Origin of the sequence: Kitasatospora sp. NPDC059646 (assembly GCF_042734615.1) — a bacterium.
In the GTDB taxonomy this organism is placed as follows: domain Bacteria; phylum Actinomycetota; class Actinomycetes; order Streptomycetales; family Streptomycetaceae; genus Kitasatospora.
In genome coordinates, this window is the sequence record NZ_JBHWDS010000016.1 from 139733 (window position 1) to 155011 (window position 15279).

The following is a 15279-nucleotide window of genomic DNA, read 5'->3' on the forward strand; positions in this document are numbered from 1 at the left end:
TACGGGAGGTGGCGGTCAAAGGCCATGAGCGCTAAGGACTACGTGGAGAAGGACTACTACAAGGTCCTCGGCGTGCCCAAGGACGCCACCGCCGCCGAGATCAAGAAGACGTACCGGAAGCTGGCACGCGAGTTCCACCCGGACGCCAACAAGGGCGACGCCAAGGCCGAGGAGCGGTTCAAGGACATCTCCGAGGCGTACGACGTCCTCTCCGACGAGAAGCGCCGCAAGGAGTACGACGAGGCGCGCTCGCTGTTCGCCGGCGGCGGCTTCCGGCCCGGCGGAGCGGGCGGCGCCGGCGGCTTCGACTTCGGCGACCTGTTCAGCGGCGGCGGGGCGACCGGCGGCGGCGGCCTCGGCGACGTGTTCGGCGGCCTGTTCAACCGCGGCGGCCGGCAGACCGCGCAGCCGCGCCGCGGCGCGGACGTCGAGACCGAGGTCACGCTGAACTTCGAGGAGGCCGTGGACGGCGCGACCGTGCCGCTGCGGATGACCTCCCAGGCCGCCTGCCGCGCCTGCGCCGGCACCGGCGCGAAGGCCGGCACCACCCCCCGGGTCTGCCCGACCTGCGTCGGCGCCGGCACCGTCAGCCGCGGCCAGGGCGCGTTCGCGCTGTCCGAGCCGTGCCGTGACTGCAAGGGCCGCGGCATGATCGTCGACGACCCGTGCACCGTCTGCCACGGCAGCGGCCGGGCCGCCTCGGCCCGCACCATGCAGGTCCGGATCCCGGCCGGCGTGCAGGACGGCCAGCGAATCCGGCTCAAGGGCAAGGGCGCCCAGGGCGAGCGCGGCGGCCAGCCCGGCGACCTGTACGTCACCGTGCACGTCGACCCGCACCCGGTGTTCGGGCGCAAGGGCGACAACCTCACCGTGACGGTGCCGGTCAGCTTCCCCGAGGCCGCGCTCGGCGGCACCATCGAGGTGCCGACGCTGAACGGCCCGGCCGTGAAGCTCAAGCTGCCCCCGGGCAGCGCCAACGGCCTGACCATGCGGGCCCGCGGCAAGGGCGCCACCCGCAAGGACGGCACCCGTGGCGACCTGCTGGTCACCGTCGAGGTCGCCGTTCCCAAGATCGTCAGCGGCGACGCACTGAGCGCACTGGAGCAGTACCGCGAGGCCACCGCCTCGGACGACCCGCGAGCCGCCCTCTTCAAGGCGGCGGAGGGAGCGTGAGATCCCGATGAGTCCCCACCCCGACAGCCCGCACGGCACCGACGGCCGGATCGGCGCCGGCATCGGCGAGGGCCTGCCCGGCGCCGGGCGCGCCCGCCCCGCCGGCCCGCCGACGTACGTGCTGACCGAGGACACCCCGGTCTACGTGATCTCGGTCGCCGCCGAACTGTCCGGGCTGCACCCGCAGACCCTGCGCCAGTACGACCGGCTCGGCCTGGTCAGCCCGGACCGGACCGCCGGCCGCGGCCGCCGCTACTCCGCCCGGGACATCCAGCAGCTGCGCGAGGTCCAGCGGCTCTCCCAGGACGAGGGCATCAACCTGGCCGGCATCAAGCGGATCATCGAACTGGAGAACCAGGTCGCCGCGCTGCAGTCCCGGGTGTCCGAGCTGGTCGACGCCCTGGAGGGCGCCGCCGCCACCCTCCAGCAGCGCGAGGCCGCCGTGCACGCCTCCTACCGCCGGGACCTGGTGCCGTACCAGCAGGTCCAGCAGTCCAGCGCCCTGGTGGTGTGGCGCCCGAAGCGCTGAGGCCCGCGAGCCGCCGACATCCCTGCCCACCGGGGGGTATCGGCGGCTTTGCCATGATGAGAGAGTGCGTCTGGCGATCCGTCGGTGGTTCCCGGGTGGCACGGCGGACCGTCCCGGGTGATCGCCGCCTAGGATCACCCCCACAAGAGGATCGTGGCGCCGTTCGAGCTAGGGCAGGGGCAACAGATGGACAGGGCTGAAGTGCCAGGTCTCACCACCGCCGGCCTCGGTGTCGTGTCTGCCGAGGCCCGCGAACTCTACAAATCGATCCTCGGGACCGCCGGCCGCTCGTGCCCCGCCCGACCGGAGGACCAGCGTCCGGCGGCGCTCCAGGAACTGCTGGACATCGGCCTGCTGGTCCCGGACGTCAACGACCCCAAGCTGCTGATGGCGGTCGACCCGCAGCAGCTGGCCGCCGGCCTGAGCGCCTCCTGGCAGCGCAGTGCCCTGGAGCTGCTGACCAGGGCCGCGAACCTGCCCGCGGACCTCCAGGAGCTGAGCCAGGCGTACGGCGGCGGGCTGGCGTCCGACCAGACCGGCGGGATCGTCGAACACATCTCCGGAAAGGCCGAGATCAACCGGCGGTTGGCCGAATTCGGCCAGTCGGCCAACCACGAGGTGCTCAGCGCGCAGCCCGGCGGCGGTGCCCGGTCGTTCCCGCCGGCCACGGCGATAGCCCTGGACACCGGAATGCTCCGCCGGGGCGTCGCACGCCGGACGATCTACCAGCCGAGCACCCGCTATTCGGCGCCGGTCCGCGAGTACGTCGCGGCGGTGACCAGGGCGGGCGGCGAGGTGCGGACGCTGGGCGAGCCGTTCACCAGGCTGATCGTCATCGACCGCAGAATCGCCATCATTCCGTTCGCCGACGACAACGAACGGGCGGCGGTCGTCCGCGACGAACCGGTGATCGCCTATCTGGTCAACACGTTCGAGCTCTGCTGGGAGCGCGCGATTCCGTTCCTCGACGGAAACGACGTGCCGGTCGAGGTCGTCTCACTGCTCCGGCAGAACATCATCAGAATGCTGCTGCAGGGCGTGGGCCACCGGGTGATAGCCAGGAACCTGGGCCTCAGCGAACGGACGCTGGCCCGGCACATCGCCGAACTGCGCGAGGAATACAACGCGGAGACGCTGTTTCAGCTGGGCTGGAAGCTGGCCGAGGGCCACCGCAGCAATCCGATGATGGATGCGATGGATGCCGAGGGAGCCCTCGACTAGCGACGTCCGGCGTTCATCACGTCCAGATGATGTCGGACGTGAGGGACTGGACCTTCGGCAGCGGCAGCGGCGCCGAGGCGGCCTCCGCCGTGACGGGGTCCGACTTCGAACCGGTCCAGATGATGTCGGTGGCGTGGGCCGGGGCAGCCCCGAACACCACCGCTGTCAGCACGAGTGCGGCCGATGCCACGAAGTGGCGCGTCCTGCGCATTGGGACTCTCCTTCCCCCAAGCCGGTCCGACGAGTCGGGCCTGCTCCGGCGACCAGTCATATCAGCGTCCAGAGTACGACGGTCAGTCAAGCACACCCCGACTCCTACCAATTCACCGTCGACAACTTTCGCAGACCGACAGGCCGCAGCCCAAGGGGTGCCCAGTGTCATCTCGCTGCCAGGCAGGGAGATGACACTGGGCACCAGTGGACGGCCGGGCCCCCCTACCGAGACGATCAGTCCACCATCGATCGGCAACGGCAAGTCCCGTGCACGGGGGAACCGCAGATGGCATGGGCGCGCCAATTTTGTCGAGACGATAGCGGATGCTCAGCAGCATTCCCAAACAACGAATGCCTGACCGGACCACACCCGGGCCAGGCCTTTCCCCCGGAGTCGAAATGAGTGAGCCAGATCTGCGTCACCAGACGGTCAGCAGCAGTGAAGGCCGACGGGCACGGGTGTTCCTGGCCGCGCCCCTGATGCGGCTGACCGGGCCGGCCGACAGCGTCGTGACGCTGGCCAGCCGGACCAGGCTGACCACCCTGCGGAGCACCCTGCTGCGCAGCGGGGCCGCGGTGTACAGCGCCCACCACAGCGACGCGTGGACGGTGGCCGGCCGGGCCCCCGAGCCGCGGGTCCCCTCGGACTTCCGGGCGATGCAGAGCGCCGACCTGGTCTTCGCCTACATCGGCGCCCCGCTGTCGGCCGGCGTGAGCCTGGAGCTCGGCTGGGCCTCGGCGCTGCGCAAGCCGATCGTGCTGCTGGTCGACGAGGCGATCACCCACAACCCGCTGATCGCCACCATCGAGCAGGTCTCCCCCGTGCTGCCGCTGGTGTTCGACGACACCTGGTCGCAGGAGGCCCTGCACCACACCGTGGAGACCGCACTGGACTGGGCCGGCATGGCGCTGTCGCTGCGCAGCGGCTTCTGGACCGCGCCCGGCGAGCAGTTCCCGCGGCCGCGCCGCGAGCACACCGGCCCGTACGGCTTCTGGTCCCCCGAGATCGCCACCGGCTGACGCCCGGTCAGTCCGACGCCGCGGCCCGGGGCGGGTCCTCGGCCCCCCGCATCTGCCAGCCCAGCTGGAACAGGGTCTCCGCGTCGTGCAGTTCGCGCAGCCGGGAGATGTGGCCCGCCACGGTCCGTTCGGACAGGCCGAGGCGGGTGGCGATCGAACGCTGCGTCAGGCCCTGGGCGAGCAGGCGGCCGACCTGCTCGTGGACGGGGACGGCGCTCTCCTCGCCGTAGTCGGCCGTGCGCCACTGGACCCGATCGGCCCGCGCCCAGTCCCGCTCGAACGCCGCGACCAGGAACTCCACCACCGCCGGATCCTCCACCACCGCGGCGCTGGAGTTGTCCGCCGACGCCGGGACGACGGCGATCCGCCGGTCGAAGACCAGCATCCGGCCGAACGGTTCGCTCAGCGTCCGGAACCGGCCGCCCCACGCGGTGACGGACTCCGCCCAACGCACCGTCGGCTCGTCCAGCAGCGCGGCCGGCTCGTAGACGGTGTGCAGCGAGGCGCCGCTCGCCAGGAAGTCGCGGGTGCGCTCCAGGGAGTCGGCCTGGAAGTCGCTCCGGCACACCCGCCCGGGCCGCATGGCGAGGATCTCCTCGGTCGCCGCGGTCTCCAACTGCCGTACCCGCTCCCGGATCCGGTCGGTCCGCTCGACGTGCTGCACCACGCTGGAGCGGTCGGCGCGGCGCGGGGTGGCGTCGTAGGCGTGGGTGAGGTCCTCCAGCAGCGCGGGCATCTCCTCGGCGCGCAGCAGCATCCGGGTGCCCTCGGCGCGGAGCTCGGCGCTGATCCGGTCGCCGACCGTGCGCGGGTTGACCGCCGTCAGCGACTGGTCGGCGCCGTCGTGCACCAGCAGTCCGAGGTCCAGCAGGCGCAGCACGCCCGCCGGGTCCTGTTCGACCGCTTCGCGGAACGCCACCCGTCCGCCCTGGTCCAGGATCCGCTGGTAGAGCCGCCGTTCCGAGGCGCTCGGCAGGGCGGCTCCGTTCGGCTCGCTCACAGCTCCCACTCCTTCCGGGCCGCCCCGGGCGGGCCCCGGCGGTCGGCTCCGATCGTCACTCCGGCGTCCCGCGCAGCTGCCAGCCGAGCTGGAACAGGGTCTCCGCATCGTAGAGCTCCCGCAGGCGGGCGATGTGGGCGGCCACGGTCCGCTCCGACAGGCCCAGCCGGGAGGCGATGGCGCGCTGGGTGAGGCCCTGCGCGAGCAGGGCGCCGACCTCCTTCGGGACGCCGGTGTCGCGCGGGCGGCCGGCCAGCGCGTGCCAGTCGATCCGGGCGGCGCGCGCCCAGTCGCGTTCGAACAGGTCGATCAGGGTGGCCAGGACGGCGGGGTCCTCGACGAAGGCGGCGTGGTTGTCGTCCGGCGAGGCGGAGATGATCGCGATCCGCCGGTCGAAGATCAGCATCCGCCGGAACGGCTCGTCCAGGACCCGGATCCGTTCGCCGCCGGCCGAGACCGTCGCGGCGTAGTCGACGGTGGGCGGGTCGGCGAGGGCGCCCGGCTGGTAGAGGGTGCGCAGGCCGATGCCGCGGGCGAGGAAGTCCAGCGAGCGCTGGAGGGCCTGCCGCATCTGGCCGACCGGGCGGGCGCCGCCGGGCTGCGCGGCGAGCGTCTCCTCGTGCATCTCGGACTCGATCTGCATGATGCGGTGCCGGATCTGCCGGCGGTCGTTCACCCGCTCCACCGCGTGCGCCCGGTCGGGGCGGCGCAGCGCCAGGTCGTAGGCGTGCACCAGGTCCTCCAGCTGGGCCGAGGTCCGCTGGGAGTTCGCCAGCTTGCGGATCGCGGCCTCGCGGAGGTCGGCGCTCAGCCGGTCGGCCACCGCGCGGGGGTTGACGGCGCTCAGCGACTCGTCGACGGCGTGGTGGATCAGCAGGCCGATCTCGATCAGCCGCAGGGTGGCGGCGGCGTCCTGCTGCATCGCCTCACGGAACATCACCCGGCCGCCCTGCTCCAGCACTTGGCGGTACAGCGCCCGCTCGGCGTCGCTCGGCAGCCGGTCCGTCACCGCGCACCGTCCCGCATCAGCCAGCCGAGTTGGAAGAGCGTCTCGGCGTCGTAGCGTTCGCGCAGGCGGGCGATGTGGGCGGCGACGGTGCGCTCCGACAGGCCCAGCCGGGTGGCGACGGCGCGCTGGGTGAGGCCGGTGGCGAGCAGTTCGCCGATCCGGCGAGGGGTCTCGGGGACCCGGCGGCCCGTCAGGTCGTGCCAGGGGACGCGGACGGCGCGGGCGAAGTCGCGCTGGAAGACGGTGACCAGGTGGTCGACGACGACGGGGTCCTCGACGAAGGCGGCGACGGCGTTGTCGGCGGCCGCCGGGATGACCGCGACCCTGCGGTCGAAGATCAGCATGCGGGCGAACGGCTCGTCCAGGACCCGCACCCGCATGCCCCACTCGGTGGCCGCAGCGGCGTAGCAGGCGGTGTGCTCGGTGTGCCGGGAGACCGGCTGGTAGAGGATGTCGGCGGTGACGCCGCGGGCCAGCGCCTTGCGGATCCGGGAGTCGTCGTCGAGGAACTCCGGCGGGCGCGGCCCGGGTTGGGCGGCCAGGCCCTCCTCCCGGTACTCGTCCTCGATCACCAGCAGGCGGTGCTGGATCTGTTCGAGGCCGGTCACGTGGGTGATTCCGGGGCCGGGTTCGGCGCGGCGCTGCGCGGAGTCGTAGGACTCGGCCAGCTCGTCGAGGTCGTCCGCCACCCGGTCGGCCCGGGCGAGCAGGCCGGTGGCGTGTTCGCGCAGGGCGGCGCCGAGCCGCGTGCCGACGGTGCGCGGGTTGGCGGCCGCCACCCAGCCGTCGACCTGGTAGTGCGCCAGCAGGCCCAGTTCCAGCAGCCTGGCGGCCGCGGCGGCGTCCTGTTCCATCACCTCGCGCAGCGAGACCCGGCCGGCCTGCAGGACGGCGTGGAAGAGGGCCTTCTCGGCCTCGGTCGGCGGGGCGACGTCCGGTTCGGTCACGGGGCCTCGCCCCCGCGCATCAGCCAGCCGAGCTGGAACAGCGTCTCGGCGCCGTGCTGGTCGCGCAGCCGGGAGATGTGGGCGGCGACGGTGCGCTCGGACAGGCCGAGGCGGGCGGCGACGGCGCGCTGGGTGAGGCCCTGGGCGAGCAGGCGGCCGATCTGGTCGGCGGCGGCCCGGGTGGGGGCGGTGTCGATCAGCAGGTCCCAGCGGACGCGTTCGGCCCGCGCCCAGTCGCGTTCGAAGCCGGCCACGATCATCGCGACGGTGGCGGGGTCGAGGATCAGCGCGGCCCGGCCGGGGTCCTCGGCGGCGGGGACCACGGCGGTGGTGCGGTCGAAGACCAGGGCGCGCTGGAACGGCTCGTCGAGCAGCCGGACCTCGCCGCCGGCCTCGGTGAGCGCGGCGGCGTAGCGGACCGCGGCGGGCTCGGCGAGCACGCAGGGCCGGTAGAGGGTGCGGATCCGGCAGCCGCGCCGGAGCACCGGCAGTTCCTGGTGCAGCGAGGTCTCCAGGGCGGCGGGGGCGAGTGCCCCGGGGTGCGCGGTGAGGGCCTCCTCGCGGCAGTCGGCGCCGAGCTGGGCGATCCGCTGGCGGATGTGTTCGAGGCCGACCATCTGGACGTCGCAGCTGACCGGCTCGATCGGCCGGGGGACGCTCTCGTACGCGGTGATCAGCGGTTCGAGGCGGGCGGGCAGGCGCTCGGCGCGGTTGAGCAGGCGGGCGGCCTGGGCGTTCATCTCGGCGCCGAGGGTCTCGGCCACGAAGCGCGGGTCGACGGCCAGGTAGGCGCCGTCGAGGCCGTCGGAGACCAGCAGGCCGGTGCGGAGCAGTTCGGCGAGGGCGGTCTGCCGGTCGGCGACCAGGTCGGCGGCGATCCGGCCGCCGGCCTCCAGGACGTCCAGGTAGAGGCGCTGCGCCGGGTCGTCGACCGGCGCGGCCCCGGGGGCGGGGTCAGCCACGTCCGCCGCCTCTCATCAGCCAGCCGAGCTGGAACAGGGTCTGGGCGTTGTGCAGTTCGCGCAGCCGGGAGATGTGGCCGGCGACGGTGCGCTCGGACAGGCCGAGCCGGGTGGCGACGGCGCGCTGGGTGAGGCCCTGGGCGAGCATCCGGCCGACCCGGTGGGTGACGGTGCGGGTGAGGGTGCGGCCGTCCAGGCTGTGCCAGTGGACCTGGTCGGCGCGTGCCCAGTCGCGTTCGAAGCCGGCCACCAGGTAGGCGATGGCCGCGGGGTCCTCGACGAACGCGGCGCGGCTGTGGTCGTCGGCGGCGGGGATCACGGCGATCCGCCGGTCGATGACGATCAGGCGCAGGAACGGCTCGTCCAGGACGCGGAGTTGGGCGCCCTGTTCGGCCATCGCGGTGGCGTGCCGGACGGCGCTGTCCTCGGTGAGGGCGACCGGCTGGTAGAGGGTGCGCATGGTGCCGCCCCGGCGGAGCATCAACTGGTCCTGGGTGTGGGCGAGTTCGAGCACTCCGGGCGGGCGCAGGCCGGGCTGGGCGCTGAGCAGTTCGAGCCGGCAGTCGGAGACCAGCTGCGCGATCCGGAGCCGGATGCTCTCCTGGCCGTCCACGTACACCGCCCGGCGGGCCCGGTCGGCGGGCCGCGGGACGGCGTCGTAGGCGCGGGCCAGCGGGTCGAGGGCGGCGGGCAGCCGGTCGGCGTCCAGCAGCAGGCGGGTGGCCTGGGCGCGCATGTCGGCGCCGAGGCGTTCGGCGACGGCGCGCGGGCTGACCGCGACGTAGCAGCCGTCGATGCGGTTGGGCAGTACCAGGCCGACGGCCACCAGCTGTTCCAGCAGGGCCTGTTGGCGCTCGAGGTCGAGGTCGGTCCCGGGCAGCGCCGGGTTCTCGAGCGGGATCCGGCCGCCGGCGGTCAGGATGGCCAGGTACAGCCTGGCGGCGTCGTCCTCCGGCAGCGTGTCGTCCGGGTCGGACTTCGGGTGGTCCGCAGCCACGTCGAGCTCTCCCTGCCGTGTTCCTCCGTTGCGGACGATGATCTCAGCAGGGCCGTCCGGCTCGACGGCGGGAGTCCCCGCGGACGGGCGCGTCCCCCGGGGCGGACGCCGTAGCGTCCGGCTCCCGGAGGACCCGCTCGTGTCACGCCAAGCGTCAAGGCGCTTTCGGCGAGGCGGAGCAGCAACGCCTCACCGATACCTGGTCCGTCCGCCATCACCACACATGGCGTCCGGGCCGGTGCTCTTCCCCCCGTTGCGCAGATACGAACGCACCTGTCGCCCCCACGCGAAGAGCAAGTCGCCGACTCGGGCTGCGGCGGCCCGGGACGACTTGACGTGTCTACACCTTCACAGCGCGGGCAACGCCGAACAAGTGCTCTCCGACTGCAGGTTCCCGCAAGTGCAGGAACCTGCAGCAAACTGCTCGGCCGAGTGGCCGGAATCCCGGTATTCGAAGCATTTCCCCCCTCCCCGAACAGGCATTCGGCACCTGGGGCGGTAGCGTCGCGGCCTGCCGAAATGTCACTGCCGTCACCGGGAATTCCGCAATCTTCGCCGAATCCACCGATCCGGAACGGCCTGCGCCGAATCGACCGCCCCGATTCCCGGCCGAGAATGCGGCCGCCGCGCCCGCTACAGCAGCCGGCCCGCCCGCAGCCCGGCCACGGTGTGCACGCCGGCCACCGCCCAGGCGGTGGCCAGCAGCAGCCACAGCGCGCCCGCCAGCACCGTGAACCCGCCGAACCCGGTGTGCCGGGCCAGCGCGGCCGTGCCGGTGACGAGGGTGCCGACCGGGAAGGTGAACGCCCACCAGGTCATCGCGAACGGCATCCCGGCGCGCAGCGCCCGCCCGTTCGCCACCAGCGCCACGGCCAGCCACAGCAGCGCGAAGCCCATCACGGCCACCCCGTAGACCTCGGCCAGCCCGCGGGCCGTCTCGGCCGCCGCCCGCCCGGCGCCCGGCAGCGCGGACGGCAGCGCGTCGGCGAACTGGTGGACGGCGGTGGTGGACTGGCCGAGCGGGCCGAGCACCAGGAACAGCGACGGCGTCAGCACCACCGCGGGCAGCTTGCTGTGCACCAGCCCGCCGAACACCACCGGCAGCAGCACCAGGGTCGCCAGCAGGCTGGCCCCGAACATCGCCACGCACCCGTACAGCAGGGCCTGCCGGGCCGCCCCCTCCGGCAGGTGCGGCACCAGCGCCGGGCCGAGCGCGGCGGCCACCATCGGGGCCACCACCGGCAGCAGCCAGGTCGGGTTGGCCTCCAGCGCGGACAGCCGGTGCCGGGTGATCATCAGGTACGGCAGCCCGGCGGCCACCGCGAGCGCGTACAGCGTTCCGGCGCTCCACAGCACCGCGTCCAGCGCCAGGCCGGCCCGCTCGCCGACCACCGGGCCGCCGACCGCCAGCGCGCCGTAGCCGACGGCCAGCAGCGCCATCGGCGGGCAGCCGTAGAACACCGCGGCGGACGGGTCGTCCAGCAGGGTGCGGCGGGCCTGCTCGCGGTGGCGCACCAGGTGCACGGCGCGGGCCGTGAGCAGCGCGGCGAGCAGCAGCAGCGACAGCGTCCACACCGCCTCGGCGAGGACCAGCCGGCCCGGCAGGTCGATCGGCAGCGCGGCGGCGCCGTTGCCGGTGATCGCGGTGCCCATCACGGCGGCGTACCAGTTGGGGCCGAGCCGGGACAGGTCGAGGGTGCGCAGGCGGGTGGTGCGCGGCGCGAGGAGGGTTGCCATGGTTCCCACCCTCGGCGGGCGGGCGGGACGGCGGTAGCGAGGCGTCCGCTATGAGGACATAGCCTGGGCCTATGGCTCTCTCCCCGCACGTCCCGGAAATCGGCGCCCTGGAGCTGCTGCTCGCGGTGGCCCGGCTGGGCAGCGTCGGCCGGGCGGCGGCCGAGCTGGGGGTCAGCCAGCCCGCCGCCAGCGCCCGGATCAAGGGCATGGAGCGGCAGATCGGGGTGGCGCTGCTGGAGCGCTCGCCGCGGGGCTCGCGCCCCACCGAGGCGGGCCGGCTGGTGGTCGAGTGGGCCCGGCAGGTGGTGGAGGCCGCGCAGGCGCTGGACGCCGGGATCGACGCGCTGCGCGAACGCCGGGACGCCCGGCTGCGGGTGGTGGCCAGCCTGACCGTCGCCGAGTACCTGATGCCCGGCTGGCTGCTGGCCCTGAACGAGGCCAGCCCGGGCACGGCCGTCACGCTGCGCACCGCGAACTCCGCCGACGTCGCCGCCCGGGTGCTGGCCGGCGAGGCCGACCTCGGCTTCGTCGAGGGCACCTCGACCCCGGCCGGACTGTCCGGCGCGGTGGTCGCCGCGGACCGGCTGGTGGTGGTGGTCTCCCCCGACCACCGCTGGGCGCGCCGGCGCGCCCCGGTCACCGGCGCCGAACTGGCCGCCACCCCGCTGGTGCTGCGCGAGGTCGGCTCCGGCACCCGGGAGGTGCTGGAGGAGGCGCTCGCCCCGTACGGCGGGCCGGCCGCGCCCCGGCTGGAGCTGGCCTCCTCGACGGCGCTGAAGGCCGCCGCGATGACCGGCGCCGGCCCGGTCTGCCTGAGCGAGCTGGCGGTCACCGAGGAGCTGGCCACCCGCCGACTGGTGGCCGTGCCGCTGGCCGGCCTGGACCTGGAGCGCCCGCTGCGGGCGGTCTGGCCGGCCGGGCAGCGCCCCGCGGGCCCGGCCCGGCAGCTGCTCGGGCTGACCCGGGGCGCCTCCACCGATCCGGTTCGAAAAAGTTGAGCGGAATAGACTCAACTTAGTGCATGCTGTACTCAGCAGAGTTGAGATGTCCCGAAGACGAGAGGGGTATGCCCGCAGTGGACGCCAGTAAGTTCACCAGCAAGACGCAGGAGGCCCTGTCCTCCGCCATCCGGCAGGCAGGCGCCGCGGGGAACCCGGACGTCAAGCCGGTGCACATCCTGCTGGCCCTGCTCGACCAGCCCGAGGGCCTGGCCCGCCCGTTGCTGAAGGCCGTCGGGGCGGATGCCGCGCCGATCGCCCTCGCCGCCCGCCAGCAGGCCGCCGCGCTGCCCGCCGCGCAGGGTTCCACGGTCGCCGCCCCCCAGCTCGCGCGGGACACCCTCGCGGTGCTGGAGGAGGCCGGCAAGCGCGCCGCCGACCTGGACGACCAGTACGTCTCCACCGAGCACCTGCTGGTCGGCCTGGCCGCCGAGGGCGGCCCGGTCGCCGACCTGCTGAAGCAGCACGGCGCCACCCCGAAGGCCCTGCTCGCCGCGTTCAAGGACGTCCGGGGCAGCGCCCGGGTGACCTCCCCCGACCCGGAGGGCACCTACAAGGCGCTGGAGAAGTACGGCTCCGACCTCACCCAGGCCGCGCGGGACGGCAAGCTCGACCCGGTGATCGGCCGCGACCAGGAGATCCGCCGGGTCGTCCAGGTGCTCTCCCGCCGCACCAAGAACAACCCGGTGCTGATCGGCGAGCCCGGCGTCGGCAAGACCGCCGTCGTCGAGGGCCTGGCCCAGCGCATCGTCGCCGGCGACGTGCCGGAGTCGCTGCGCGGCAAGCGCCTGGTGGCGCTCGACCTCGCGGCGATGGTCGCGGGCGCCAAGTTCCGCGGCGAGTTCGAGGAGCGCCTGAAGGCCGTCCTGAACGACATCAAGGACTCCGACGGCCAGGTCATCACCTTCATCGACGAGCTGCACACCATGGTCGGCGCGGGCGCCGGCGGCGACTCCTCGATGGACGCGGGCAACATGCTCAAGCCGATGCTGGCCCGCGGCGAGCTGCGCATGGTCGGCGCCACCACGCTGGACGAGTACCGCGAGCGGATCGAGAAGGACCCGGCCCTGGAGCGCCGCTTCCAGCAGGTGCTGGTCGGCGAGCCCACCGTCGAGGACACCATCGCCATCCTGCGCGGCCTGAAGGGCCGCTACGAGGCGCACCACAAGGTGGAGATCACCGACGCCGCGCTGGTCGCCGCCGCCACCCTGTCCAACCGGTACATCACCTCCCGCTTCCTGCCCGACAAGGCGATCGACCTGGTCGACGAGTCGGCGTCCCGGCTGCGGATGGAGATCGACTCCTCCCCGGTGGAGATCGACGAGCTCCAGCGCGCCGTGGACCGGCTGCGGATGGAGGAGCTCGCGCTGGACAAGGAGTCCGACCCGGCCTCCGTCGAGCGCCTCGGCCGGCTCCGCCGAGACCTCGCCGACAAGCAGGAGCAGCTGAGCACCCTCAACGCCCGCTGGGAGCAGGAGAAGAAGTCCCTGAACCGGGTCGGCGAGCTCAAGGAGCGCCTGGACGACCTGCGCGGCGCGCTGGACCGCGCCCAGCGCGACGGCGACTTCGAGCGCGCCTCCAAGCTGATGTACGCCGAGATCCCGGCCGCCGAACGCGAGTTGACGGAGGCCCAGGACCGCGCGGCGGACGAGCCGAACACCACCATGGTCAAGGAGCAGGTCGGCCCGGACGACGTGGCCGACGTGGTCTCCTCCTGGACGGGCATCCCGGCCGGCCGCCTGCTGGAGGGCGAGAGCGCCAAGCTCCTGCGCATGGAGGAGGAGCTGGGCAAGCGCCTGATCGGCCAGCGGGAGGCCGTCCAGGCGGTGTCCGACGCGGTGCGCCGCACCCGCTCCGGCATCGCCGACCCGGACCGCCCGACCGGCTCGTTCCTGTTCCTCGGCCCGACCGGCGTCGGCAAGACCGAACTGGCCAAGGCGCTCGCCGACTTCCTGTTCGACGACGAGCGGGCGATGGTCCGGATCGACATGAGCGAGTACGGCGAGAAGCACTCGGTCTCCCGCCTGGTCGGCGCCCCGCCCGGGTACGTCGGCTACGAGGAGGGCGGCCAGCTCACCGAGGCGGTCCGCCGCCGCCCGTACAGCGTGGTGCTGCTGGACGAGGTGGAGAAGGCCCACCCCGAAGTGTTCGACGTCCTGCTCCAGGTGCTGGACGACGGCCGCCTCACCGACGGCCAGGGCCGCACGGTCGACTTCCGCAACACCATCCTGATCCTCACCTCCAACCTGGGATCGGTGCACCTGATCGACCCGACCACCCCGGAGGAGCGCAAGAAGGAGCTGGTGCTGGAGACCGTCCGGCAGGCGTTCAAGCCGGAGTTCCTGAACCGGCTCGACGACATCGTGGTCTTCGACCCGCTGGGCACCGCCGAGCTCAGCCGGATCGTCGACCTCCAGGTCGCCGCGCTGGCCCGCCGCCTGCACGAGCGCCGGCTCACGCTGGACGTCACCCCGGCCGCCCGGGACTGGCTCTCGCTGACCGGCTACGACCCGGCGTACGGCGCCCGCCCGCTGCGCCGCCTGGTGCAGTCCGCGATCGGCGACCAGCTGGCCAAGGAGATCCTCTCCGGCCGGGTCCACGACGGGGACACCGTCCTGGTCGACCGGGACGAGACGGGGGACCGGCTCAGCGTCGGCCCGAAGCCCTCGCTGGTGAAGTGACGTCCGTCCGGCGGGCGGAGCCCCTCGCGGCTCCGCCCGCCGGCGCGCGTGCGCACCCGCCGGGAGCAGGCGATCACGCCGCGGCGCCGCTCTGTGCCGCGGGCCCCGAATGCGGCAGGATGGGGGCAGGAGAAGGCGGCCCCCATCGGCAGCCGAACTTGTGCACCGTGAAAGGGACACCCCCGTGAGCATCGACCCGTCGTCCATCCCGTCCTTCGGCCTGCCGCAGCCGCCGCAGGGCGGACAGCCCGGTGGCGCTCCGGCCGGGCCGCCGCCGGTGATCGTCCCGGACCAGAACCTGGTCGCCCAGCTGCTCGACCAGATGCAGCTCAAGCACGTGGTGGACGAGGAGGGCGACCTCACCGCCCCCTGGGAGAACTTCCGCGTCTACTACATGTTCCGCGGCGACCACAAGGAGCTGTTCGCGGTCCGCGCCTTCTACGACCGGGCGTTCCCGCTCGAGAAGAAGGGCGAGATCCTCGACCTGATCGACGAGTGGAACCGCGAGACCCTGTGGCCCAAGGTCTACACCCACACCCACGAGGACGGCGTGGTCCGCCTGATCGGCGAGTCCCAGATGATCGTCGGCAACGGCGTCAGCCTGGAGTACTTCGTCGGCACCACCGCCAACTGGACCCAGGCCGCGGTCGGCTTCGAGCAGTGGATGGTCGAGCGCCTGGGCCTGCAGGAGCAGGTCGAGGACGACAAGGACGCCACCGACGGCGAGGACGGCCCGGCCGAGGCCTGACCCTCCGGAACACGTCGCGGGAGGGCCCGTCCGCCGATCGGCGG

Annotated in this window: 14 protein-coding genes; 7 read left to right on the top strand and 7 right to left on the bottom strand. The window is 73.4% G+C overall.

Annotated features, from left to right (window positions below; translation table 11 throughout):
* The first annotated feature begins 24 nt into the window (after positions 1-24).
* From dnaJ to ACFV1L_RS14495, 3 genes are all read left to right on the top strand, one after another.
* Positions 25-1173 carry a molecular chaperone DnaJ gene (gene dnaJ / locus ACFV1L_RS14485; protein ID WP_380365790.1) on the top strand — a complete coding sequence of 383 codons (1149 nt, stop codon included), beginning with the start codon at positions 25-27 and terminating at the stop codon, positions 1171-1173.
* A gap of 7 nt (positions 1174-1180) precedes the next feature.
* On the top strand, positions 1181-1702 hold the full coding sequence (locus ACFV1L_RS14490; protein WP_380365792.1) for a heat shock protein transcriptional repressor HspR: 522 nt from the start codon (positions 1181-1183) through the stop codon (positions 1700-1702).
* Positions 1703-1855: 153 nt separating this feature from the next.
* Positions 1856-2923 carry a hypothetical protein gene (locus tag ACFV1L_RS14495; RefSeq protein WP_380365794.1) on the top strand — a complete coding sequence of 356 codons (1068 nt, stop codon included), beginning with the start codon at positions 1856-1858 and terminating at the stop codon, positions 2921-2923.
* Positions 2924-2939: 16 nt separating this feature from the next.
* Here ACFV1L_RS14495 and ACFV1L_RS14500 read toward each other — a convergent pair whose 3' ends face one another.
* Positions 2940-3134, bottom strand: coding sequence for a hypothetical protein (locus ACFV1L_RS14500; protein WP_380365796.1), 195 nt, complete (start codon positions 3132-3134; stop codon positions 2940-2942).
* A gap of 401 nt (positions 3135-3535) precedes the next feature.
* Here ACFV1L_RS14500 and ACFV1L_RS14505 point away from each other — a divergent pair, with 401 nt between their 5' ends.
* Positions 3536-4156, top strand: a complete 621-nt coding sequence (locus ACFV1L_RS14505) for a hypothetical protein (protein WP_157032096.1) — start codon at positions 3536-3538, stop codon at positions 4154-4156.
* Positions 4157-4163: 7 nt separating this feature from the next.
* Here ACFV1L_RS14505 and ACFV1L_RS14510 read toward each other — a convergent pair whose 3' ends face one another.
* From ACFV1L_RS14510 to ACFV1L_RS14535, 6 genes are all read right to left on the bottom strand, one after another.
* A complete protein-coding gene (locus ACFV1L_RS14510; RefSeq protein WP_380365798.1) occupies positions 4164-5156 on the bottom strand; it encodes a LuxR C-terminal-related transcriptional regulator in 993 nt (330 codons plus the stop codon).
* 55 nt (positions 5157-5211) lie between these two features.
* Positions 5212-6165, bottom strand: a complete 954-nt coding sequence (locus tag ACFV1L_RS14515; protein WP_380365800.1) for a LuxR C-terminal-related transcriptional regulator — start codon at positions 6163-6165, stop codon at positions 5212-5214.
* Positions 6162-7112 carry a LuxR C-terminal-related transcriptional regulator gene (locus ACFV1L_RS14520; protein WP_380365802.1) on the bottom strand — a complete coding sequence of 317 codons (951 nt, stop codon included), beginning with the start codon at positions 7110-7112 and terminating at the stop codon, positions 6162-6164. Before ACFV1L_RS14520 ends, ACFV1L_RS14515 begins: the two co-directional genes overlap by 4 nt.
* On the bottom strand, positions 7109-8074 hold the full coding sequence (locus ACFV1L_RS14525; protein WP_380365804.1) for a helix-turn-helix domain-containing protein: 966 nt from the start codon (positions 8072-8074) through the stop codon (positions 7109-7111). The genes ACFV1L_RS14520 and ACFV1L_RS14525 overlap by 4 nt, the downstream gene beginning before the upstream one ends.
* Positions 8067-9071 (bottom strand): LuxR C-terminal-related transcriptional regulator, encoded by a 1005-nt coding sequence (locus ACFV1L_RS14530; RefSeq protein ID WP_380365805.1) that lies wholly within the window; start codon positions 9069-9071, stop codon positions 8067-8069. Before ACFV1L_RS14530 ends, ACFV1L_RS14525 begins: the two co-directional genes overlap by 8 nt.
* 633 nt (positions 9072-9704) lie before the next feature.
* Positions 9705-10808 carry a TDT family transporter gene (locus ACFV1L_RS14535; RefSeq protein ID WP_380365806.1) on the bottom strand — a complete coding sequence of 368 codons (1104 nt, stop codon included), beginning with the start codon at positions 10806-10808 and terminating at the stop codon, positions 9705-9707.
* A 71-nt stretch (positions 10809-10879) separates the two neighbouring features.
* Here ACFV1L_RS14535 and ACFV1L_RS14540 point away from each other — a divergent pair, with 71 nt between their 5' ends.
* The 3 genes from ACFV1L_RS14540 (at position 10880) to ACFV1L_RS14550 (ending at position 15235) form a co-directional block, all read left to right on the top strand.
* Entirely contained in the window at positions 10880-11806 is a 927-nt protein-coding gene (locus ACFV1L_RS14540) for a LysR family transcriptional regulator (protein WP_380365808.1), read from the top strand.
* A 77-nt stretch (positions 11807-11883) separates the two neighbouring features.
* On the top strand, positions 11884-14487 hold the full coding sequence (clpB, locus tag ACFV1L_RS14545) for an ATP-dependent chaperone ClpB (RefSeq protein ID WP_380365810.1): 2604 nt from the start codon (positions 11884-11886) through the stop codon (positions 14485-14487).
* A 184-nt stretch (positions 14488-14671) separates the two neighbouring features.
* Positions 14672-15235 (top strand): YbjN domain-containing protein, encoded by a 564-nt coding sequence (locus ACFV1L_RS14550; RefSeq protein WP_380365811.1) that lies wholly within the window; start codon positions 14672-14674, stop codon positions 15233-15235.
* The last annotated feature ends 44 nt before the right edge of the window (positions 15236-15279 follow it).